The following is a 22,136-nucleotide window of genomic DNA, read 5'->3' on the forward strand; positions in this document are numbered from 1 at the left end:
CCAGCGGCCGCGTCAGGATCGGGACGGCACGTCTTTGAGCAAAGGGTTTTGAATCCAGGTTAACGAGCGAGTTCTCCGATATTGAGGCGAGATAGTCGGGTTCCATCCGGCGACTTTTCGTCGGCGCTTGATGGATCGCTTGTCGGAGAGGGCTCTGACCAGATTGAGGGCGAAGTGGCGACCCACGGCCCTGTTGTGTGCGCCATGGCCTTTCGGAGCCGCGATTGATCGTCGTTGAAGACGACGTCGAGGGTCCAGTGTAGGGCGTTCTCGATCATCCAGTGACCACGCACCGCCGAGGCGGCCTGCTCGGCGCCGAGCCGTGCTGAAGACATGAAGTATCTGGTCGTGGCGGCAGCGATCCTTAAGTTCGGTGCGGTTTTTCACGCGGATGATGGTTTTGGCCTCGGGCAAGCGCAGTTCGTCGGGAAAGCGGCGCGAGCCCGCCAGCCAGTCGGCCTCGCAAGAGACGGTGACGCGCCGTTCCTCGATGTCGGTGACGCGGTCGAGTTCAGCGGCAGGTGCATCGGCAAAGCAGGCTTCGACCTCAGCGCACAAGGTGGGCTGGTTAGCATTGATGGCGAGCAGATAGTCGGCGCCGACATTGCGGATTGCCGTGGCGATCGTTGCGTTGGTAGCGACGGCATCGATGGAGACGATCGCTCCCTTGAGGCCGTCATTTGCGCCCAGACGCTCCAGATGTACCGCAAGTGCGGTGGTCTCGCCGCTCTTGTCGGGCACCGCCCCCTGGCCGGGCACAAGGCGAGACGTCGCGGCGAAGGCGGAGACTAGATGCAGCGGCACCTTGTCGCACTGCGGTCATGGCTGCGGCGCGAGGTGGCCACGAAGTCGGGCTTGTCCGGCGATGTCTAGCGCACCCAAGCGGTGAACGCATCGGCAAACAGCGCAGGATTGATGCGGTTCATGAGGATGGTCGGCCATCCGCCGCAAATGCCCTCGTAGATAGCAGCGGTCAAAGCGCGGAGTTAGCCAGCAGTGCGTTTCAATCAAAATGAGGAAGCGAGCGGATTTGAAATCCGCGCTCAAGTAAAGCTGGGATTAGACGGGATACCGCCGTGACGGTCTGATCGCGCAGACCTGCACCAGATACGGCTAGCAACTCGTCGGGAGGAAACCCGTCGTGCAAGCGGACGATTGCGCCGGGCTTGGCCGATTCCAGGACCGCATCGACGATCGTGTCAACCCCGGGGCGAGACCAGTCGCGCGGATCAACCGACCATTTGATAGCTGCCAGTTCAGCGATGGCGGACGCGGCAAAGACCTCTTCGGTCCAGATCCCGTATGGCGCGCGCAAGTGCCGAACTGACGCTTGAGGGCAAGCCATCATAATAGCCGCATTTGCGTCAAATATTTCACGCTGCACCTCGTCGAACCCGCATCTTGACAGGTCCGGATGAGTCATCGTGTGGTTGCCTACCTCGTGCCCTTCCGCGACCATTCTTTGAATTAGCTCCGGCTGGCCCAAGGCATAGGCGCCAATGACGAAGAACGTCGCCGGGACCCGATGTTCCGCGAGCAGATTCAAGATCTGCGGTGTACAAAGCGGGTGAGGACCGTCGTCAAAAGTCAAATATATACTGCGGTGGCCGATGCAGTCGTCGCACTCACTGCGCACGTCCCATAACCAGTCGGAATGTATCATTGGCTCTGGTCCGTTCCGGTCGATTGTCGCTCCGGCCGGCCAATCGGACGTTGAACATTCAACCGGTGTAACAGCGACAGCTGCGTTTTCCGTGGGCTTTGGGGCAAATCGGGTAGCGCATTGTGAAGGGTTGACCCGACGTCGAATTGAGCGCCAGCTTGTTCCAAGCATGCCTGCATGGGGGTGCGATTATACTTCGGTCACAAGTGGATCGAAGGCGCCAAACTTAGTGAAATGGCAAAGCAATCTGGTACATGTCAGTTGTTGATGTGATTGGGCAAGAACTCTTTAAGAGCCCTTTTTACCGGCCCCGGTTTGTACCTCGCTCAATTTGCATTGATGTCAGATCATGAATGCAGGATTCAAAGAAATCAGTCAAATTGATTGGTTGGATAAATCCCATCCGCGCTGTGGATTGATACCTCGCCCTGAGGTCCAGTAAACCTCGCCTCGCACGGCGGTCGGCAGTTCTCCGAGACGTATTCCGGCGCTAGCCTAAACATCGGCGGCTCACTATTCTTGCGCGCTCCTGGGCTTGCGCGATAGCGGGTCGACCCGTGCCTTTCACGGCAGAGACGCGGATCGGTTGAGAAGTCTTAGTCTAGCTTCCACGCATAACCGCTCAGTGCTCGACCACCCCGGCAAAACCCAGGTCACGGAGAGCAGGAACTCGTGTTCCGCCTCCTCATGGGACCACAACGGGCGCTCCTGCGGCCCCGCACTGGAAGCCTCCTGTCGCATTTTCGGCGGGCGAGGCATGGATTCGCGAGCACAACGCACAGTGCCATCGGCATCGTGGCCATGCCCTCGGTGGCGGGGCTGAGCGTGTCGATTTCCACCCCCGGTTCAACGCGGTCTCGATCAAATCTGCTCTTCGCGCGCAGTCCTATTGGCTGCAGGGGAACCTGACCGCGACGGCGCACAGCACCAACTTCGGCCAGCCGATCATGAGCGGTCAGGACCCTTGGAACGCATAGACGCTGACTTCCACCGAATGAATATCAGTCATCCAAACAATCGATTTTACCAATCGATGGCGGTGCTGCATTAGGAACCCGAAATAAAGTTTGGCTCAGGAAGGACGGCAAGTTTGAGAGAGCCCATCAGCGCTGGAACCCCGTCGTACGAGGTTCTGCCAGTTCAATTGGCTAGTATCGCGATCTCCGACGGCAGCGTCTGAACTCGCACCAGATCACGCGGCGTCGAACGCGTGATGCGTGCCCTCGGGAAGTATCAAAAAAGGAGTCTTTGTATGCGCTCTCAGGTGCGGTGGAAGCTGTGCTGGGAAAACGAGTTGCAACTTTCCGACCATATCGAACTCGCCGAATTCTTTCGAAGGACCTACGGACCGACCGGCGCCTTCAATGCCAAGCCGTTCGAAGGCAGCCGAAGTTGGGCCGGAGCTAGACCTGAGTTCCGTGCGATCGCGTATGACTCGAGCGGTATTGCGGCACACATGGGCATACTGCGTCGATTCATCAAAATCGATGGGGCTGATCTGCTAGTGGCTGAACTCGGATTGTACGGGATTCGTCGGGATCTCGAGGGGCTCGGAATCAGCAGTTCATTCCGCGTCGTGCTTCCCGTGTTGCAGGAACTCGCGGTTCCATTCGGCTTCGGCACGGTTCGGCCAGCGTTGCATAAACACGTTGCAAGATTGGGGCGAGGCGGTCTGCTGGTCGTCAAGTCGGGCGTTCGCGTGCGCTCCACCCTTAGAGACGCGCTTCTCGACAAACCGCCCACGCGCATAGACGACGCACTCGTCGTTGTCTTGCCAGTTGGGCGTCCGATAACCGATTGGCCCGCCGGCGAGATGATTGATCGGAACGGAGCAGAGCTTTGAGCCACCTCGACTGCTTGTCCGAAGTGTACAGCGAGTGCGCTAACGGTGCCGGCCAACCTAGCGTTTATTTGACGTTTGACGACGGCCCTCATCCGTTTTGCACACCGAAGGTGCTCGACGTGCTGGCGCAACACCGTGTTTCAGCGACTTTCTTCGTCATTGGCGCGTACGCGGCAGACCAGCCAGCACTAATCCAACGAATGATCACGGAAGGGCACGAGGTTGCTAACCATACGATGACCCACCCTGATCTGTCCGAATGCGAACCCGGCGTAGTGCAGCGTGAGATCTTCGAGGCGAACAGAGCCATCAATGCGGCCTGCCCTGGAGCCTCGGTGCGGTACATGCGCGCTCCTTATGGCATCTGGACCGAACAAGTGATCGCCTCTGCGGCCAGTATTGGGCTGTCGGCTGTCCACTGGTCGGCAGATCCGCAAGACTGGTCTAGTCCCGGTGTCAATGCAATCGTCGATGCAGTGCTGGCCTCCGTCCGGCCGGGCGCAATCGTGCTCTTGCACGACGGGTGCCCTCCTAGCGAGATGAAGCCGGGCAGTGACGCCGGCTTGCGAAGCCAAACCATCCTGGCCCTCTCGCGCATAATTCCAGCATTGCACGACCGCGGCTTTGTAATGCGCTCGCTTCCCCAACAACACTAAACGAACCAAAGATCTCATGGACCTTCTTGGCACAGTCAGCACTGTCACCATCTCGTGTTATGCGCTGCTCTCGACCACATATAAGAGCATGCAAGCCGCTTATGCCGGCACGGCAAGCGTTTCATTGGTCTCGGACAACCTAGCCAGTCCCGATCTTTGGCCGAGCGTGGACGTCATCATTCCTTGCTACAACGAGGACCCCCGCACACTCTTCGAGTGCCTCACGTCGATTGCAAACCAGGACTACGCCGGAAGGCTGCAAGTCTATGTAGTTGATGACGGTTCTGGAAACCGGGACGCCGTTGCGCCCGTTCACCAGAGCTTCGCGGGCCACCCGAACTTCAACTTCATTCTGCTCCCCAAAAATGCCGGAAAGCGCAAGGCACAGATCGCCGCGATACGCCGATCATCTGGAGATTTGGTGCTCAATGTCGACTCGGACACGATGCTAGCGTCCGATGTCGTCACAAAGCTTGCGCTGAAGATGCAAGATCCCGGGATCGGCGCAGCCATGGGTCAGTTGACAGCCAGCAACCGGAGCGACACTTGGCTGACTCGGTTGATCGATATGGAATACTGGCTGGCTTGCAACGAGGAACGCGCAGCGCAGGCTCGCTTCGGCGCCGTAATGTGCTGCTGCGGCCCGTGTGCCATGTACCGTCGATCCGCACTCCTTTTGCTGCTGGATCAGTATGAGACCCAAACATTTCGGGGAAAGCCAAGCGACTTCGGTGAAGATCGCCATCTTACGATCCTAATGCTGAAAGCAGGCCTTCGAACTGAGTACATCCCGGACGCCATCGCGGCAACAGTCGTTCCAGATAGCCTAGGGCCTTATCTGCGCCAACAACTCCGGTGGGCACGCAGCACTTTCCGGGACACCTGGCTTGCACTGAATCTGCTACCGGGCCTCAACCGCTTTCTAACATTGGACGTGGTGGGACAGAATCTCGGGCCGCTACTACTCGCCGTATCGGTGCTAACAGGCCTCGTGCAGTTCGCACTGATGGGCACCGTGCCATGGTGGACAATCCTGATGATTGTATTCATGACCATCGTTCGCTGCAGCGTGGTGGCCCTTCGTGCTCGCCAACTTCGATTTATAGGCTTCGCTGTCCACACATTCATCAACGTCTTTCTCTTGCTCCCCCTGAAAGCCTATGCGTTGTGTACGTTGAGCAACAGCGATTGGCTGTCGCGCAGCTTCGCTGCCACCGTGGCAGTCAATGATGGGAAACAGGCTCCCGTCCAGAACCTGACCACTGAATCAAGCACTACAAAATTGTCGGAAGATGCGGTGCCGAATCGTATGCGCCATCTTGCGCGGGACTGTTCGGTGCTGGTGACTTCCGATGAGTGATGGTTGCGTAATCGAGGTAGACGAATTTTGAAGTTGGACAATAATCATCGATTGTTGGATCGGGAATTGGCCGCCGACGATCCGTGGCTGCTCGATGCCAATTCGTTCGAGCGGGAGCGACACACGCAAATGCTGCGGCTGTCGCTTTTGCATGGATCCATCACAAATGCACTTGAAGTCGGGTGTGCGGCGGGCGCGTTCACGGAAAGGCTAGCGCCCCATTGCCAACGGCTTACAGTAATCGATGTCGTGCCGCGCGCGATTGATCGAACGCGCAGACGGATGAAGGACCTACCGCACATCACCTGGGTAGTCTCCGATGTTCAACAGTTCTCGACTGAGGAGCCGTTCGATCTGATCGTCGTGGCGGAGGTTCTTTATTACCTCAACGGCATAGCCGAGATGCGCGCTGCCATCCGCAACCTTGCGCGGATGCTTGCGCCAGGGGGGCACCTGGTATTCGGATCGGCGCGTGATGCCACTTGCCGGCGCTGGGGTCACGCCGCTGGCGCCGAGACTGTCATGGCAATGCTGAACGAGACGTTGATCGCTGTCGATCATCTGCAGTGCCAGGGTGACACCCCTAGCCAAGACTGCTTGCTCGCCCGTTTTCGGAGTCCGGTTCGGCCTCCGGATCTATCGAATTGCCTGCGTTAGACGAGGAAAGTATTATGCGCATTTGTGGTATCAAGCTGACGCATGACGGGGCGGTCGCGCTTGTCGAGGACGGACAACTCGTCTTTTGCCTTGAACAGGAGAAGCGGGACAATAACCGACGATATCAAGCCATCGACCATCTGGAGTCAGTTGTCTCCGCCTTGGCGGAGCACGGTCTGGATCCGCGGGACGTAGATCAGTTCGTTATCGATGGCTGGGACGGCGATTTGGAGTCGCAGTTCCAGGTCCTTAGCGGGGCGGGTCCGATCACTCTCAAAGGGGCGCCCTACGTCGAACGCCATGCCGAGGGCCTCCTCACTTCGCTCGACGGCTCCGGCCTGATGCTCGGTGGCCGGCTTTTCTCTTATAGAAGCTACCCGCATGTTACCGGCCATGTGACCTCGGCGTACTGCACCAGCCCTTTCGCCAAAACCGAACAGCCCGCATTCTGCTTGGTCTGGGACGGGTGCATCTTTCCACGCCTCTATTATGTAGAACGCCGCGGCGCCCGGTTCCTAGAATGCCTATTCCCAGTGATAGGCCATGTTTACGCAGCTGCGGGCCATCACTTCGGGCCTTATAAGCGGGCGGGTCGCGGCGACTGGGATCTAGGTGTTGCCGGCAAGCTGATGGCCTACATCGCACTCGGGTCGGTCGATGAAGACATCGTGGCAGTGTTTCAGGAACTCTACCAGGAGCGCTTTGCGGGCGACACAGAGCTAGCCAGCCATTACCGTGCGGATATCAACAGCGCGGAGCCCTTGCTTGCGCGCGTACATGACTTCTTCGAAGCCAGTGCGCTCCGATTGAGGGATCAGGCACCCGAAGATGTGCTTGCATCCTTTCATCTTTTTCTCGAGCGTCTCCTTGTCAGCGAAATGGCGACCGCTGTGGAGCGGCACGCACATCTTTCCGGGGCGAGAAATTTGTGCATCGCCGGCGGCTGCGGTCTCAATATTAAATGGAACAGTGCCTTACGCGAGGCTGGTCTCTTCGATGCTGTCTGGGTGCCGCCATTTCCGAATGACAGCGGCTCGGCAATCGGTGCCGCTTGCAGCGCAATGGTTGTGCAAGATGGCTTCGTTCCTCTGGATTGGTCGGTTTACAGCGGCCCGGCCCTGCTAGATGGCCAACTGCCTTCGGGATGGAACTCCGAACCGTGCAGCATGCGAGAACTCGCTTCCATTCTCGCCAGCAATAAGCCCGTCATTTTCCTTACAGGGCGCGCCGAGCTCGGACCACGGGCACTGGGTGGCAGAAGCATTCTCGCGGCCGCGACTTCGCCCGAAATGAAGGATTATCTCAACGACGTCAAACTTCGCGAACACTTCCGCCCCGTGGCGCCGATCTGCCTTGAGGACCGCGCGCCGGAAATATTCAGCCCCGGAACGCCGGATCCTTACATGTTGTTCGACCATCAGACACGGACGGAATGGCGGGACAAAGTCCCCGCTGTCGTGCATCTCGACGGTTCTGCGCGACTGCAGACCATTTCCAGAACCTCTGAGCACAAGGTGGCCGAGCTACTCATCGAATATGAAAAACTCACGGGCATTCCGCTGCTTTGCAATACGAGTGCCAACCACCATGGACGTGGGTTCTTCCCGGGTGCCGCCGCAGCCTGCCGCTGGGGACAAATTGAACACATATGGTCCGATGGTGTGCTGTTGACCAAAATTCCCGAAACTGAACTATCGCCGGGCGACCGCGCCCTTACGCTGGTTTGAGTGCGCGACCATGGTGGCAATCGACTTTGTCGGCGTGACGAAATCATATGGCAAAAGGGTCGTTGTCGACGGCATGTCATTCACCGTTGCACCGGGAGAGTGCTTAGGGCTGCTGGGGCCGAACGGCGCGGGCAAAAGCACGATTGCACGGCTGCTCCTCGGTATGGCAACGCCCAACGCAGGCAAGATCACGGTGTTCGGCGTGCCAGTGCCGGCACGTGCCCGTTTGGCACGTGGACGCATCGGCGTGGTCCCGCAGTTCGACAACCTTGATCATAGGTTCACGGTACGTGAAAACTTGCTGGTGTTCGGGCGATACTTTGGCATGAGCAAACGCGAGGTCGAAGCGGTCAGCCCATCGCTGCTCGAGTTCGCCCGCCTCGAGAACAAGGCGGATGCGCGCGTCGCCGAACTGTCCGGCGGCATGAAGCGACGCCTGACGCTGGCCCGTGCGCTGATTAATGACCCGCAACTCTTGGTCATGGACGAGCCGACCACTGGCCTCGATCCACAGGCGCGCCACCTGATCTGGGAACGCCTGCGTTCCTTGTTGGCGCGGGGCAAGACGATACTTTTGACCACTCACTTCATGGAGGAGGCCGAGCGGTTGTGCGACCGGCTGTGTGTGCTCGAGCAGGGGCGCAAGATCGCCGAAGGGCGACCACACGCGCTGATCGACGAGCAGATCGGCTGCCAGGTGGTCGAAGTCTATGGCGGCAATCCACAAGAACTGAGATCGCTGGTCAAGCCGTACGCGCAACGCATCGAGCTGAGCGGCGAAACCCTCTTTTGCTATGCGCCCGATCCCGAGCAGGTGCTCACGCAGCTGCGTGGGGTTGCTGGTCTGCGCCTTTTGCAGCGTCCGCCGAATCTCGAGGATGTCTTCTTGCGGCTGACCGGGCGCGAGATGAAGGACTGAACAATGATCGAAGGTTATATGGCCGTTATGCCCGCCAATGCTTGGAATTGGGTTGCAGTGTGGCGCCGCAATTATTTGGCTTGGAAGAAAATTGCCCTTGCGGCGGTTCTCGGGAACCTCGCTGAGCCGATGATCTCGTTGTTCGCTCTCGGCTTTGGCCTCGGGATAATGATAGGTCGTGTTGAAGGCACTTCGTACGTAGCTTTTCTGGCGGCTGGCATGGCTGCGGTAAGCGCGATGACCTCGGCGACCTACGAAACGATCTACTCGACTTTTGCTCGCATGGGAGGCGAGCGCACCTGGGAAGCGATGCTGTGCACTCAGCTTACGCTCGGCGATATCGTACTTGGTGAACTAGCCTGGGCCGGCACCAAGTCTCTTCTGGCCGGTACGGCGATTACGCTAGTTGCTGCCACGCTCGGCTATGCCGCGTGGCCATCCCTTCTCTACGCGCTGCCAATCATCGCCCTAACTGGGCTTGCTTTCGCAAGTCTAGCCATGATCGTCACGGCGCTTGCGCCCAACTACGACTGTCTCGTATTTTATCAAACGCTTGTTCTCACGCCTATGCTGTTCCTGTCCGGGGCCGTCTTTCCGGTCAGCCAAATGCCAGGCGCTTTTCAGCAGGTATCGTCCCTCTTGCCTCTGGCTCACTCGGTCGACCTGATCCGCTCAGTCATGCTTGGCCGCCCGGCTGAAAGCCTCGGCCTGCATATTGCGACACTTTGCGTCTACGCAGTCTTGCCGTTCTTCTTGTCGGCGGCGCTATTGCGTCGGCGCCTGATGCGCTGACGCTGCTACGTCGGTGCCGAGGCTTGGCACTCGCCCTGTCGGCGCAGACCGTGGTGCTATCCCTTCGATTGTACGGTTTGCTTGAGTGCGAGCTTAATCCGACCGGTTGCGAACATCCTTGAGCGGGGCAGTGTCGAAGATAGCAATCAGGCTTCTCGTCCGAAGCGCCACCCGAACTGCCGCGACTAATGCTGGTTAGGAACACACGCAATGACTGATAGCCACATACCGCCGCCTGCGCCCTTCGTGATCCTGGCGATGCCAAGAACTGGCACGCACTACCTGGAAGAACTGCTGAACGCGCATCCGAATGTGTTGAGCAACGGTGAGCTGCTCAATCCATATGCCACGACTTGGCCCGATAAGCATCGTCTGCTTCGCAGCGATCGAGAGCTGCTTGAGCTTGCCTACTCGTGCTGTCCCGCGCAGAGCGACAAAAAGGCGACTCATGTCGGCTGCAAGGTCAACGAACCTCAATTTCATGATCGTCCGGGTTTTTTTGCCGAGCTGACACGCTGGCCGGGCCTCAGAGTCATCCTCGTGGTTCGCGAAAATACCTTGGAATCGCTGCGGTCACTGGTACAGGCGAGACAAACGCGCCAATGGCTGAAGTTCAGGTCGGACAATGATGCTCCGCCGCCGCAAGTTAGATTATCGACCGCCGACTGTGAGGCATACTTCAAGGCTGCCGACGATTTCCACGCTCGGGTCGCGCGATCCTTCACGAAGAGCAATATGCTTGAGATCGAGTACGAGTGCCTCCTGCGCGAATCTGCTACATGCTTGGCAGCGATTTGGGAGTTCCTAGGCGTTCCGGCGCTTCGATTTTCCAGTACGGCGACACTTCAGCGCCAGGAAACGCGACCGCTAGAGCAAACGATCGAGAATTTTCATGAGTTGCGCCGCCACTTCTCGCACGGACCTTACGCGAGATTCTTTGACGTCGGCGAGAGGGGAAGGGCAGTGGCGATCGACTGACAGTCAAGGTTATCGAAAGATAAAGAAACTTAAGCGAACACCGAAGGCCACCCATGCAGGGGAACGGATGGAGCGTATGGCCCGACCGGCATCGGCGTCCACATCAGACATGTCGCCGACGTTTCCTGGCGCGCCTTCCCCGGCGTCCGCTCCTCGATGTGCGGCTCCGCGTAAGTCCGAAATCATTTTACCGGCTATTCACCGCCTCTGGCGCCTATGCTTTCAGGCAGACGCACTGACTCGGCCATCCAGTCGCGGTCTAACCAGCTGAGCTTGGGGACCCCCAGCCCAAGACTCCCTGCGATGCGGACGGCGAAATCAGGTATGAGTGGGTAGGCCGCGACACAGAGTCCGACAAGCGCGAAGGTCACTGCGCGGGCCGCGGTCCTGTCAAGCGCCTCGTTCTCCTTCGCTGCAGCTGGAACGTGCAGCACTGAACATGAATAGCGGTCGATTGCGTCGACGAACGCCTCGATTGCATGTGTCAGCTGACGTACGTCCGGGTAATCCGCTTCGAAACGCGCTCGCACTTCTGCGTTGAAGCGTCTGCACTCCGCCAAGAACGCAATGTCGGTGGCTGACCACTGGCCAGGACAAGGGAGCTCGTCAGTTGCGACCCGCTCGATGACCTGGTTAGCCTTCCCGGTCGATCTTAACAGCCGTCCGTCCCAGAAATTCCGTTTCCAGCTTTCATAAGAACTCAGGGAGAAGTCCTCAACAGAACCGTCCGGCCGCCGGCGACACAAGTAGAAGCGAAGCGGCTCGCCGGTTTCTTTTGCAGCGATATCGTTCACCCAGATTGCGTGATTTCGTGATGTTGAGAACTTCTTCCCATCGAGAGTTAGCATCTGATTTACGAAGATCCGTCGAGGGAGCATCTCATGCAGATCGAGCGCCGAAAGTACGCCGGGAATGACCAACAAGCGTCCGAAGGCGTTGTCCGCCCCGAAAAGAATGTTCAGCTCCGGCATCTCGTCCCGCGGAATTTGGTACCACAAGGCAGGGCGTCCGCTCTTTTCCCTTATCATTTCTAAGGCAAGCAAGTGCCGAGGCACGTGTTCGATGGTGATGTTGAACCGCTGACACTCAAATCCTGGGATTGGAATCCGGATTCCCTCTCGGTTTGGGTTAGAGATGCAGACTTCCGGAAGCCCCCGGCTCAGCCAGGATTCGATGTAGTGGTTGGCGTAAATGGGCAGGAAGGACCGCGAGGCGAAGGATTCGAGCGCGTCATGCATTGGAGCGAGGTTCAGGAAAAGGCGCTTCAGGGGGCGACGTTCCAGGGAATGCCCCTCGAGATCAACCGGATCCTGAAGTTCGGCATCGACGACCAGCGCGCCGCAATCCTCGCATTCATGGCCGGAAGCATAGCCGCCGCAATAGGGACATTTGCCGTGGACGAAGGCGTCGACCCTGAAGCGCCCGCTTTCGACGTCATATGGGACCAAATACTCCCTCTCAGCGATCAGGCCCTTGCTACAAAGTCGCTTGAAGACCTCGAGAACGACCGCCTTGCCGCGGCGGTCTGGCTCTGTCCCAAGGAAAATATCCGGGACTGCGTTGAGCCGATCCAGAGCCTCTTGGAAACAAGCCGTATTTTTCTCCGCGAGCTGGTAGTATTCCAGTCCTGCAGCGTCGGCCGCAATTGCAATGTGCTCAAGATGACCGTGCGTGCCCTGCAGCACGAAGACCTCTCGGTCGCGTGTCTCAGCAATTCGGCGCAACACATCCGCGTGGAGGAACGGTCCTGAGGCATGACCTATGTGCATTTGCCCATTCGGGGTAAGCATGGCGGGGACCAGCAACAACGGTCTGTCTTTTGCCGTCGCTTCCTTCGTGGAAATCGCCTCGTCGAACGCTGCGCGGCTGTGCCACCACACCGTCTGCATGACTGCACCGCTGTCCAAAGCCTCAATCCTGTGCCTGCGCAGCGGGTCGATCCTGATGCTCTCTCCACCAAGCAGCAGGAAGGTCTTTTCATCCAGGTGAATTCGAACGCCGCCAGAGATCACTGTCCAAAATTCGACTTCCCCGTGGTTGTGACGGCAAGTGGTCGCGCCTGAACTGAACTTCAACAGACGTACCGAAACGCTACCCCCTTCTGGGAAGGGATCATGCCTGACGATGCCGCCATCGATCGAGATAGGGACCGCACGTGCTTCATTTTTGAGATCTATTATTTGCGGATAGATCATTTCGTTTCCACTCTTGAATTTCGGGTTGGCCATGCCGCTGGCAAGGTCTCGGGGCGACCTTGAGCAGGTTGAAGCACCTGCCAGTCTTGCAGCGCCTTCGCCACGACCGCCGCCCGCTCGGCCAGACCGCCGAGCGTGTGCTCCGTTGGGCCCCGAAGGCCAAAAGAGTGGTTCATGAGGAAAACGCGAGGTCGCGGACCGGAGCGGCGCAATGCCGTCTGACCGAGATCCACTTCAAAGGACTCGTCGATAACGAGGGCGGCGTCTTCGATAAGCGGTTGCAGCGGTTGGAGGAAGGATAAATGGCGACGGTTTGAAAAGCCCGTCGCGCAAACCAGAAGGTCGATTTCAAGCGTTGTCAGGTCTTGCCTGCTTCCGATTCCGCGAAGGTGAAGACGAAAGCTATCCTCAACACGCTTCGCCGCCGTGATTTCCGTATATGGGAACAGTCTGAGCCTATCGCGTCCACACACTTGGTCTTCGAAGCGAAGATCGTAGATGCTTTTGAGGACGTCCTTGGTGACGGTGGAGAAGTTCGTGTTCCTCGTGTCGGTAAGAAACCTATTGCGATCTTCGCGTGGCAGCTTCGCGAACTTTAGCGAGTGTGGATAGGTGTAGAAGTCATTTACAAACGGGTTGTCGTCCGTCTGTTCAAAGAGGTGGCGCCGGCCAACGACGATAACTTCCGACACTTCCCGATGCTGAAGAAGGAATCTGACTATCTCGCCGGCGCTTTGCCCGGACCCGACGACTGCAACGCGAGCGTTCGCGTTGATCATTCCCTCGTTCGCATGGGACAGGAAGAAGTTTGAATGCACCACACGGCCGGGATCGACGGCCAGTTCTTGGGGAAGGTATGGCTCATGCCCAAGGCTCACGACCACGTCGTCAGCTTCGGTTTCCGAAACGTCCCCGCTCGACACATCCCGGACCGTGACGACAAGGGTTGGGGTTCCCGATGGCTTCTCGCGGAACCTGACTTCCACCGCCTCCTTGCCGAAACAAATCTTATTCGCAAAAAACCCGCTTACCCAGACCAGATAGTCGGAGAACAGTTTCCTTGAAGGATATAGTGCGTTCGTATGAATAAAGTGATAGAGAAGCTCCCTGTCGTGCAAGAACGAGAAAAAAGTGAATGGGCTTGCCGGATTCCTCAGGAACGCCAGATCCTTGAACAAGGAGACTTGGAGCCTTGAATCCTCGAAAGCAATGCCTGGGTGCCATTCTGCACTGTCGCGGCGCTCAAGGACTTCCAGCGAATCCAGAACTGAGGAACCCCATTCTTTCAGGCACGTCAGCAGTGCAAGGTTTGCTGGTCCGCTGCCCACGAGCAGTGTTTTCCGCTTTTGCATGACCGGCTCCAAAAATCGTGCTTGTTTCCAACAGCCCAGTTGCGCGCTCGGCTAAGACAGCCATCCGGCTTCCCCTCATTTTTCCTAGGGCCATCGAGGCGACTTCGGCGAGAGTGGCTTCACCGGGGTGTATGGCACCCCGCAACTGTTTGCGCGTGACGCATTCCACGGCTGCGGCCACTGGAACGGCGGTCGCGATAGCCATGCTTGAGAAGCCTCGTTCCTGAAGTGCAGAGCGAAGGATGCACGTCCAGCGGCCAGGTTTGCGATGGTGATCCTCAATGGCCACATCAAGGATGACCTGGTCGCCATGTTCCTTTGGGCTCCGGCGAGTTAAAAGCGCTTCCGTGACGTGCTTGACCCGCAGCCGGGCGCTCCCGATCTCAATCTCCTCGTCGGACAGCAGCCCGAGGCGATGCAACATCCGAACGCCATCCGCAAAGCCCGGCCATCGCACAGTCAATTGTCGGATGGTCGGGATGCTGAGATGAGTGCTTGCGGCAGTCGACGGAACCATTGCGTCATCGTATGCCTCAAGAAGTCCGACACCCTCCACGAACACCGAAGACACGCTTTCGAATCGATTTCGTGTTACGGCTCGGCCATTGACTCGAGCCAACGCGGGCCTCTGCTCTATGGGCAGCCGACGTCCAAAGGCGAGAGCATAGTTCAGTGGAGGTTCCGGAATTTTGGGAATCCCTCCGCAATGAGTTACGATGCTCTCTAAGCCGTCTAGTTCAGCTGCAGCCAGTGAGATTAACGATTCAACCAGTCCTGGTTCGAGACCCGCTCCCAAGACTACCGGCGGACCGTGAGGCGGCATCCGGGCGATGTCAGGATCCTCGGGGTCCGGCCTTCCGACGCAAATAATAGGGGTGTGTAGACCTGCCTCGTGCATTTGGTGCGCGAGTTTGCCGACCAGATTTCGGCAGTCATTCCAAGACGTAGCCATGATCAGCGATCGTGCTTGGATTGAGAGAGCGCAAGGACCTGACGACCCGTCGAAGCTGACGTTTTTGAGGTCGCCCAGAAGCCCTTGCGCCGCAGCAAGCACAGAATGGCTCCTGTCAATCAGGACAACCAACGTGTCCGGCTGGCCCGCAAGTTGCAGGGCCACCGCCCGGCCGACTGGCCCGGCTCCGATGACGACGTGGGACCTCCCGCACATCGTGCTTTAGCCTTTGTTGCCGGCCACGGTCGAGGCCGGCTTGCGCCGGGGCGTGCGATAGCCAAGAAGAGCAATAGCCGTTTGCAGCAGAGCCAAGCCGGCAATTAATAACGTTAGTGTATCGTACCCCAGGTGAACTGAGACGATGCCGGCAGCGAAAGGAAAGAAATACAAGCCAAGGAAATAGGAAAGACTGAAGATGATCTGCACCAAGGTTCGGGACTGCGGCGCAGTCACGCGGACAGCTTCTGCCTGCATCAGGGGATACGATAGCCCATAGGTTATGCCGGTCGCCAGTGATCCCACCGCATAAATAACAGGATGACCCGGAGAGTAGTGGAAACCGAGAAGCGAAATAACCATTCCGCCCAGGAGTAGCGGCAAGATCCGATCGGCCGCACCGCGGCTCACGCGCGGACCAATTGCAAACCTAGAGCCGACTACTGCTATCGCCCAAGAGCCAAAAAATATTTCATATCGAAGACCGGAATTGCTCGCAAATGGAGCTTGGAAGTTTATCAACGTGGTGTAAATGCTTGCCGACAGCAGTACGAGTACAAAAAACATTGCAGAATTGCTAAAGAGGAGAGTGAAAAGGTCGCGTGCAAGCGAGGCGTTGTTGGGAATATCGGCGTTGCGGATGTTCGCCGCACGCTGCGCTGCCCACGATGACAATGCGGAACCTGCCGTCGCCGCAAGCATTGCCAGAATGAACATGTCCAGCGTGCCCAAGCCGGTGAACCGGGTAAGGAGGCTGCTTAGCAGAGGTCCGCAGGTTACCCCTAAGGTTGAGAATGCAGAGTAGGCCATGAAGCTCGATGACCGGTCTGCATCGCTTGAGAGGGCGGCAATGCAGATCGAGCCCACGGTGAAATGCAGCGCCCATCCACCCGATTGCAGCATGTAGCTCAGGAAGTAGGGGAGTGTCGCGCGCACCCCCGAAAACTCGTTTACGAGGATAGTCGCGCAGCCTGCTGCATAGAGAAGCCCGCCGATAGGTGCAAGCCTTCGCACGCCAAACCACCGGGTGAGCGAAGGACTGATCAAGACTATTAAGATGGCGGTTGCCATGCCTGCTGCTGAGATCGAGCCAAAAAAGATCTCGTCTCGCCCAATCGACAATAGGTAAACTGGAAGCAGCGCAAAGATGCCCATCGCGAAGGAAATCAGGCATCTTTCAGCGATGAACATACGCCTATACCACAGAATACGAGTGCGGACTGAAGTAGTGGTGGCGTTCATTTCTCATTCCATGAAGTTGTTAGAGGCTTCCGCGCGGATAGGTGTTGTATTTCGAGGCTAATCGGCTGTTCTGTGCGCACCTGTCTTACCGTGCTAAGAGCAACGCGTGCGCAACCGTGGAGTATCGCTTTGCTCCAACCCTCCATCGTTGCTAGCCGTGACGCTAACCACGACAGTCAGCTGTCGCCCGCCTGACAACGGAGATGCTCAAGATTCATGCCAGTTTGATCGATTGAGCCGAAGAAGGAATTTTGTGGTTTCTTTTCAGTCGATTAGCCTGATGAAAAGCTAGGGCTCGGCTAAAGAAGGCCCCTATCGTGAACTCGACAAACCCGACAGAAGATGTCGGGCGGCGCCGTTGAGACGGCTATGCCTGACTTCGGTGAGTCACAACTATCCTACAGGAGTTGAGAGGCGGCTAGGGCCTCAGGATGGCCGCCGCGAGGTGCGCTACGACACGAGGCCGATGCTGCGGCGCGGAACGTACCACGCCTTTATGCCGGTGGGCGCAACGGCGATCGAACTTCCGAGGCTAAAAGCGGTCGGACGATACGTACGCCTCGACTACCGATCCAGAAGCGGGCCTCCACCGAAAAGCCAACGGCGCCGAGACTAGGCGCTGCCGCATCTGGGATGTGTGGTGGAGATCCGTAGCGGTTGCTCGATGCCGACCCGGTTTTTAGCCGGGGCTCTCATCGCGGAGTGGCGGTGCCTTAAATAGAGCCTCGCCCTGTCTATCGGCAGGCGATCATGCCCGGAGCCGGAAGTCTGCGGCCCGAAAACTTTTATGGACGAAATGCGCTCGGTGCCGATGAAACATCGCTGGCGCATTAACGAAGCCGGCCTGCATTGCGGTTATCTCGGCCGCAATGATCCGGCTGCTTTCATCTTCATCGGATGGGCAACAAAGGCGGTCGCCTTTCGCGTTCTGCGGCCGCCTCCTCTGGCGGTCAACGTTCTTTACTGCCGCATTCTAAGGCCTCAGTTGAAGTCGAGGATGAAGCGCCGATTAGGTGAACGGATAGGCCGTGCGTTCTGGGGATAGAGCGAGGTAAATCGAGCAATATCCGCAGCGTCGACCTCTACCGGTTCTTTTGCCAACATCCATTCAACGTTCTCGGTGCAGGGCGGCGTCGTCAATGATCCCTCATAGGTCCAGTAGCTGAGCGAGGCCGGGAGAAGCCCGCTGGGATCGATATCGGCGGCCATTGACGCGCCTGGCCACGCAGGGAAGACTGCTGCCAGGCTTTCAAAGCTGGCATTTGTCGCGCCTGGTATCAGAAAGACTCCCAGGACACCAAAGCTGTCGCTCTTTGTGTCCTTGTGGACGAAATGCACTTCCATCGGGAAACTCTTGCCAGCTATGCGATGCTCGCTTGGCGCATGAAAATGGAATTGGATCAATTCGAAAGTGCGATCGCCGCGGGTCAGCGTGCTGCCTTCCGGCATATTGATTTGAATGGTATGGCCGTTATTCACCATCTTGCGGCGGCCCTTGTGCCAATCTACTGCGATAGGCGGCATGTCGGCCTTGACGGCGTCGGTAATATCAACGGGTGATTGCTGCGTACCCGCCGAACAGACGAAATTCTTCCTGTCCAGATCGGCCCAGTGTTCGGGCCCCACCTGACCAGTGTATCCCCAATGGGTCCCATCCGCACGCGCGGCCGCGGCACAGATGAGGCAAGCGCCCTGTGCAACGAACCCTTTGATCAGGTGACGACGGTGCATCTTGCTTTCCCTTCCTTACGCGAATTGATGCTCTTCCAATTGCAAAAAGGGGCCGTTGCGAGGACAGACGCATTCGATCCAGCGAGTTGATCGGGTCCCGACATTGGCCCTAGCTTAGCTAACCAAGCTTCACCCTCCAGCTTTCGAACCATGGGACGAATCTGGCTGCTTCAAACCATCTCATCAGCTCTAACGAGCAGCCGCAATCAGCCTCTCGGCAAGTCTTGTCCGGCGAGCGATTATCTCTGATCCTTCATAGGAAAGGTGGCCGCTGTCCCGGTAAAGGAATTTGCCATCGATCTCCGTCTTGCATGCTGTGCCGTCGCACAGAAAGTCGTGATAAGAAATGACCTCTACGCCAGCCTTCAAGGCCACCTGATTCAAGAGCTCGAGAGTGTCGGAATGGCTTCGACGGTATTGCGCGACGTATATTTTACAGTCACTGTAAAGCCCGACAATAACAATTCCACGTGCCTTCCTCTCAAGACATTCACCGATGTCGATGTTCCCAACTGGTGGAGGAGCAAGAACGACCACTCGCTTGCCCAAGGCGCGGACGGCTTCGACGAGAGCCTTGATGCCATCAACGGCCTCATCAATAGAAAGATTGACCTCGGTGAAAGTATCTTTGGTCCTCTTAAGCAGCATGAATTCACCCGGCGCCGCGACGCCAAACGGGCTTGAAATGACAACGGTCTTTATTTCGGGTCGAGCTTTCAAGATACGCAAAACGCTGTCATTGAAGCGAATACAGCTCTCGCCGAAGGCGCGGGAATAGGGAGACGCTGTCGGCGACTTCGAGAAACCAGCTATTCCGACAGCAGGGAGGCACGCGCTCATCGTGAGCTGAGCCAGTCCCGTTTCTCCGATTGTCTTGGCCAAGCCGGGAACCACCGCCATGGCAAATGAATCACCCCAGACCAGCAACTCGGGCTTGTTTGTCGTTTGGCAGTTCCGAGGGATTTCCTGAGGGGGCGATCCGGGCCTGAAATCACACGCTGGTCCCAAACCCTCGTTGATCCGTCGGATATAGGCAAAGTCAATGTTGCTCTGGGTCGCCGCAATGGCGAGCGAGGGCGACAAGCCGAGCAGAACCGATACAGCAAGGAGACCCGAAGCCAGCCGTACACGGGACGTCGCATATCCCCGCCGGAACGGCTCTTCCACGAAACGGTGAAGAACCCAGCTCGCGACAAATGAGAAAGCAACTGCCGCGTAGATCGCAAGGGCAGGTGTATCTGCAAGCCAAGCGGCCCGCACAAAGACGAGCACCGGCCAATGGATCAGATAGAGCGAGTACGAGACGTCTCCTATCCTCGCCATGCCTCGAACCGCCACATTATCTCTACTGGGCGCAAGCAGGAAGACCAGCGTTGCGAGACAAACCACAGCCGCATCGACCGGATGAGGGGACCCAGTGGGGACAACGGCAACAAAGAGAAGCAGTGTGAGCGCCGGGAGGCGCAGCTTCGGAAGCCTGGCAGCCACGCTGGGGCTGATGGGAAGCAAGGCCCCGAATGACCCCAGGGCCATTTCCCAAAATCGGGTCGGCAAAAGAAAAAATGCGGCGGATGGATCGCGGGAGGTTAAATAAAGACATAGCGAGAAGCTGGCAACGAGGAGCACGCCTACTCCTGTCAGCCACCATCTCCTCGGAGCCAACGCCAAGAAGGCAGGGAGCAGCAAATAAAACTGCTCCTCGATAGCGAGCGACCAGAAATGCAGGAGGGGCTTCGTTTCGGCGGCGCCACCGAAGTAGTCGGACTGAAACCAGAGAACGATATTGCTGGTGAATGTGAGGGCCCCGAGAACCTGGTTTTGGAACCCTTTCAGCTCCACCTCCGACAGGAAGAAAGGCGCAGCGATCGTCGTGAGCGCAATGACGACATAGGCAGCCGGCAACAGGCGTTTAGCACGCCGGTAGTAGAACTCCCAAAAGCTGAACCGTGATTGTTCAACATGCGTCCTGACGAGGCCTGTGATCAGGAACCCCGAAATGACGAAAAAAATGTCAACGCCAAGATAACCTGCGGCGCCCGGCCCAAGACGGGCGTGATAAAGAACAACCAGAAAAACGGCCAAGCCTCGCAAGGCCTGAATATCGGTTCGCAAATATCGCGGCATAGACTACCTGATATAGAGGTGATTTTACTAAAGTGAGAGTGCCACAACAGTGACGAAGACGACCGTGGTGTTATCCTACCGCTTGAGTTCCTCGCGTCACCGAGTTCCCAAGTCTGGACCTCACTTCCATGCTTACGAGCGCCATTTGCATACGTGTGCTCGACGTGCTTTGAAACCAGTCAGATCGAGATTTGCATCATTTCAAAAAATTCGAAAAATCATTTGTTTCGATGGCACTCATCCATACCATGGATAGTAGGGCGGCTGCATAACGATTGAACGGCGACTTTTTCTCTCACCCATTGCAGAAGCGATTGCCTGGGCAGTTCGTCGAGACCGGAACGAGAAGAATACGGAAGCAGAGTCGATGAACGTTTTCCGGTGATGAGATAAATGGAATTCTGTCGTTATTCTCTGTCGTAGCGAACCGCTCAAAGAGAGCGAATCTCGCCTCAAATGTTTTCCGGCAGATAAATCTCAAACGGCAAAAACGTCTGCCATGGCGCCTCCGCGGTGCCTGTCTCGATTGCCCTGGCCATCAGCGTCATCAACTCTTGGCAAAGCGGGCGCAGGGGCGTGGCAACCGCCATCGTAATGAGGTCGTCCGCGAGTGCTGCCCGCGACTCTGGCGTGATCTCGTTGACGATCGCGAGGAGATTCCGACCATCGCCCTCTTCCCGGAGCGCAGCGATGGCGCCCTCCGTGCCTCCGCCGGCGACATACAAGCCGACAAGTTCGGATTCGCGTTGTATGACATCGAGCGTGGCCTCGTAGGTGGTTTGCCGCGTATCGAGATTCACGCGCGTGTCCAGCACCTCGAACATCGGCGCTTTCTCACGAAAGTATGAGCGAAAGCCGGTTTCTCGCAATTCGGGACCCTGAAAACGGTGGCTGACGACCAAGACCGCCACCTTGCCCGGCCTTTTTGCAACCTTGGAAAACATCCAGGCGGCCGTCCGTCCAACCTTGCGGTTGTTGAGGCCCAGATAGCCCTCGCGCACGCCGGCGGCAAAATCGGAAAGCAGCGAAAAAACCGGGGTTCCGTTCGATTTGAGTTCTTCGACAGCTGCCGTGACGGTTGGATGATCCGGTGCCATCATCGCTATCGCGTGGCAGCGTGCACCCATGTCCTCGAGCAGCTCGACCAGGTCGCCAGGCCTATGCGACGGCGCGAATTCAACGACTGGAATGCCCCGGAAGGACTGTGCCGCGCTGACAGCAGCTTTGATCTCTCGCGCGAAATCCTGATAGAAATGCTCGGCCGGCATTCCGAGAATAAAGCCTAATCGGTACTCCGGCAAAATCCGCTGCGCGCGCTGCTGCATCAGACCAGCTGCGTTGTAGCCGATGACGCGGGCCGCCTCGCAGACCCGTCGTGCGGTCTGTTCCCTCACCAGTCGACGGCCGTTCAAAACCCGATCGACGGTCGCTACGCTAACCCCGGCTTCGCGGGCGAGATCTGCAATTGTGGGGCGCTTAGTCATGATTCGAGTCTAACAGGAAGTCATGGGGAACATACAGGACGGGGTCACGGAATTTGACAGAATATGTCAGCCTGCGGTTGATGCCGCGATGTCGCAGTAGATCCCTTCTTCGCCGGATTCGGCGATTACGGTGCGTGCTCGTTGGCAGTTCGACGCAACTGCATCGACACGCATCGACCGAAAGAACACATATGCAGCACGAGGTCTTTCAGGTCTCGGAGCCAAAAAGGACTGATCCCAAACGG

Annotated in this window: 17 protein-coding genes and 1 pseudogene; 8 read left to right on the forward strand and 10 right to left on the reverse strand. The window is 57.6% G+C overall.

Features of this window, described 5'->3' with window-relative positions:
• Window positions 1-12: 12 nt before the first annotated feature.
• The 3 genes and pseudogenes from RFM68_RS30920 to RFM68_RS33710 form a co-directional block, all read right to left on the reverse strand.
• Window positions 13-804: an ISAs1 family transposase gene (locus RFM68_RS30920; protein ID WP_430694985.1), complete on the reverse strand. Its 792-nt coding sequence runs from the start codon at window positions 802-804 to the stop codon at window positions 13-15.
• Between the two features lie 199 nt (window positions 805-1,003).
• Window positions 1,004-1,663, reverse strand: a complete 660-nt coding sequence (nodB, locus tag RFM68_RS30925; RefSeq protein ID WP_320236765.1) for a chitooligosaccharide deacetylase NodB — start codon at window positions 1,661-1,663, stop codon at window positions 1,004-1,006.
• 15 nt (window positions 1,664-1,678) lie between these two features.
• Window positions 1,679-1,834, reverse strand: a pseudogene (locus tag RFM68_RS33710) (hypothetical protein); the annotation flags it as partial.
• 1,081 nt (window positions 1,835-2,915) lie between these two features.
• On the opposite strand from RFM68_RS33710, the gene RFM68_RS30930 reads away from it, so the two are divergent.
• The 8 genes from RFM68_RS30930 to RFM68_RS30965 all read left to right on the forward strand — a co-directional run bounded on the left by RFM68_RS30930 (window position 2,916) and on the right by RFM68_RS30965 (window position 10,595).
• Window positions 2,916-3,506 (forward strand): NodA family N-acyltransferase, encoded by a 591-nt coding sequence (locus RFM68_RS30930; RefSeq protein ID WP_320216521.1) that lies wholly within the window; start codon window positions 2,916-2,918, stop codon window positions 3,504-3,506.
• On the forward strand, window positions 3,503-4,162 hold the full coding sequence (gene nodB, locus RFM68_RS30935) for a chitooligosaccharide deacetylase NodB (protein WP_320236766.1): 660 nt from the start codon (window positions 3,503-3,505) through the stop codon (window positions 4,160-4,162). The genes RFM68_RS30930 and nodB (RFM68_RS30935) overlap by 4 nt, the downstream gene beginning before the upstream one ends.
• A gap of 16 nt (window positions 4,163-4,178) precedes the next feature.
• Window positions 4,179-5,522 carry a chitooligosaccharide synthase NodC gene (nodC, locus tag RFM68_RS30940; RefSeq protein ID WP_320229385.1) on the forward strand — a complete coding sequence of 448 codons (1,344 nt, stop codon included), beginning with the start codon at window positions 4,179-4,181 and terminating at the stop codon, window positions 5,520-5,522.
• Between the two features lie 3 nt (window positions 5,523-5,525).
• Entirely contained in the window at window positions 5,526-6,179 is a 654-nt protein-coding gene (gene nodS / locus RFM68_RS30945) for a nodulation methyltransferase NodS (RefSeq protein WP_320236767.1), read from the forward strand.
• Window positions 6,180-6,193: 14 nt separating this feature from the next.
• Window positions 6,194-7,906 carry a nodulation protein NodU gene (nodU, locus tag RFM68_RS30950; protein ID WP_320236768.1) on the forward strand — a complete coding sequence of 571 codons (1,713 nt, stop codon included), beginning with the start codon at window positions 6,194-6,196 and terminating at the stop codon, window positions 7,904-7,906.
• Window positions 7,907-7,916: 10 nt separating this feature from the next.
• Window positions 7,917-8,825, forward strand: coding sequence for a nodulation factor ABC transporter ATP-binding protein NodI (gene nodI, locus RFM68_RS30955; RefSeq protein ID WP_320236769.1), 909 nt, complete (start codon window positions 7,917-7,919; stop codon window positions 8,823-8,825).
• A gap of 3 nt (window positions 8,826-8,828) precedes the next feature.
• The gene (locus RFM68_RS30960) at window positions 8,829-9,617 is read left to right on the forward strand and encodes an ABC transporter permease (protein WP_320236770.1); all 789 of its coding nucleotides are present in this window, start codon (window positions 8,829-8,831) and stop codon (window positions 9,615-9,617) included.
• Window positions 9,618-9,827: 210 nt separating this feature from the next.
• Window positions 9,828-10,595: a sulfotransferase gene (locus tag RFM68_RS30965; RefSeq protein WP_320236771.1), complete on the forward strand. Its 768-nt coding sequence runs from the start codon at window positions 9,828-9,830 to the stop codon at window positions 10,593-10,595.
• Window positions 10,596-10,789: 194 nt separating this feature from the next.
• On the opposite strand, the gene RFM68_RS30970 is transcribed toward RFM68_RS30965, so the two are convergent.
• The 7 genes from RFM68_RS30970 to RFM68_RS31000 form a co-directional block, all read right to left on the reverse strand.
• Window positions 10,790-12,823, reverse strand: a complete 2,034-nt coding sequence (locus RFM68_RS30970; RefSeq protein WP_320236772.1) for a class I tRNA ligase family protein — start codon at window positions 12,821-12,823, stop codon at window positions 10,790-10,792.
• Complete coding sequence (locus RFM68_RS30975) at window positions 12,787-14,142, reverse strand: SidA/IucD/PvdA family monooxygenase (protein WP_320236773.1); 1,356 nt, start codon at window positions 14,140-14,142, stop codon at window positions 12,787-12,789. Before RFM68_RS30975 ends, RFM68_RS30970 begins: the two co-directional genes overlap by 37 nt.
• Window positions 14,033-15,310 (reverse strand): saccharopine dehydrogenase family protein, encoded by a 1,278-nt coding sequence (locus RFM68_RS33715; protein WP_430694987.1) that lies wholly within the window; start codon window positions 15,308-15,310, stop codon window positions 14,033-14,035. Before RFM68_RS33715 ends, RFM68_RS30975 begins: the two co-directional genes overlap by 110 nt.
• 6 nt (window positions 15,311-15,316) lie before the next feature.
• The gene (locus RFM68_RS30980) at window positions 15,317-16,552 is read right to left on the reverse strand and encodes an MFS transporter (protein ID WP_320236774.1); all 1,236 of its coding nucleotides are present in this window, start codon (window positions 16,550-16,552) and stop codon (window positions 15,317-15,319) included.
• Between the two features lie 981 nt (window positions 16,553-17,533).
• Window positions 17,534-18,283, reverse strand: a complete 750-nt coding sequence (locus tag RFM68_RS30990; RefSeq protein WP_320236775.1) for a carbonic anhydrase — start codon at window positions 18,281-18,283, stop codon at window positions 17,534-17,536.
• 189 nt (window positions 18,284-18,472) lie between these two features.
• Window positions 18,473-20,407, reverse strand: a complete 1,935-nt coding sequence (locus tag RFM68_RS30995) for an acyltransferase family protein (protein ID WP_320236776.1) — start codon at window positions 20,405-20,407, stop codon at window positions 18,473-18,475.
• A gap of 452 nt (window positions 20,408-20,859) precedes the next feature.
• Window positions 20,860-21,891 carry a LacI family DNA-binding transcriptional regulator gene (locus RFM68_RS31000; protein ID WP_320216508.1) on the reverse strand — a complete coding sequence of 344 codons (1,032 nt, stop codon included), beginning with the start codon at window positions 21,889-21,891 and terminating at the stop codon, window positions 20,860-20,862.
• Window positions 21,892-22,136 lie beyond the last annotated feature (245 nt).

Origin of the sequence: Mesorhizobium montanum (assembly GCF_033977145.1) — a bacterium.
Taxonomy (GTDB): Bacteria; Pseudomonadota; Alphaproteobacteria; order Rhizobiales; family Rhizobiaceae; genus Mesorhizobium; species Mesorhizobium montanum.

Coding starts and splice junctions, on each gene's coding strand:
- nodB (WP_320236765.1), bottom strand. CDS start 1,663: ATGATACATTCCGACTGGTTATGGGACGTGCGCAGTGAGTGCGACGAC.
- RFM68_RS30930 (WP_320216521.1), top strand. CDS start 2,916: ATGCGCTCTCAGGTGCGGTGGAAGCTGTGCTGGGAAAACGAGTTGCAA.
- nodC (WP_320229385.1), top strand. CDS start 4,179: ATGGACCTTCTTGGCACAGTCAGCACTGTCACCATCTCGTGTTATGCG.
- nodU (WP_320236768.1), top strand. CDS start 6,194: ATGCGCATTTGTGGTATCAAGCTGACGCATGACGGGGCGGTCGCGCTT.
- nodI (WP_320236769.1), top strand. CDS start 7,917: ATGGTGGCAATCGACTTTGTCGGCGTGACGAAATCATATGGCAAAAGG.
- RFM68_RS30960 (WP_320236770.1), top strand. CDS start 8,829: ATGATCGAAGGTTATATGGCCGTTATGCCCGCCAATGCTTGGAATTGG.
- RFM68_RS30965 (WP_320236771.1), top strand. CDS start 9,828: ATGACTGATAGCCACATACCGCCGCCTGCGCCCTTCGTGATCCTGGCG.
- RFM68_RS30970 (WP_320236772.1), bottom strand. CDS start 12,823: ATGGCCAACCCGAAATTCAAGAGTGGAAACGAAATGATCTATCCGCAA.
- RFM68_RS30975 (WP_320236773.1), bottom strand. CDS start 14,142: ATGCAAAAGCGGAAAACACTGCTCGTGGGCAGCGGACCAGCAAACCTT.
- RFM68_RS33715 (WP_430694987.1), bottom strand. CDS start 15,310: ATGTGCGGGAGGTCCCACGTCGTCATCGGAGCCGGGCCAGTCGGCCGG.
- RFM68_RS30980 (WP_320236774.1), bottom strand. CDS start 16,552: ATGAACGCCACCACTACTTCAGTCCGCACTCGTATTCTGTGGTATAGG.
- RFM68_RS30990 (WP_320236775.1), bottom strand. CDS start 18,283: ATGCACCGTCGTCACCTGATCAAAGGGTTCGTTGCACAGGGCGCTTGC.
- RFM68_RS30995 (WP_320236776.1), bottom strand. CDS start 20,407: ATGCCGCGATATTTGCGAACCGATATTCAGGCCTTGCGAGGCTTGGCC.
- RFM68_RS31000 (WP_320216508.1), bottom strand. CDS start 21,891: ATGACTAAGCGCCCCACAATTGCAGATCTCGCCCGCGAAGCCGGGGTT.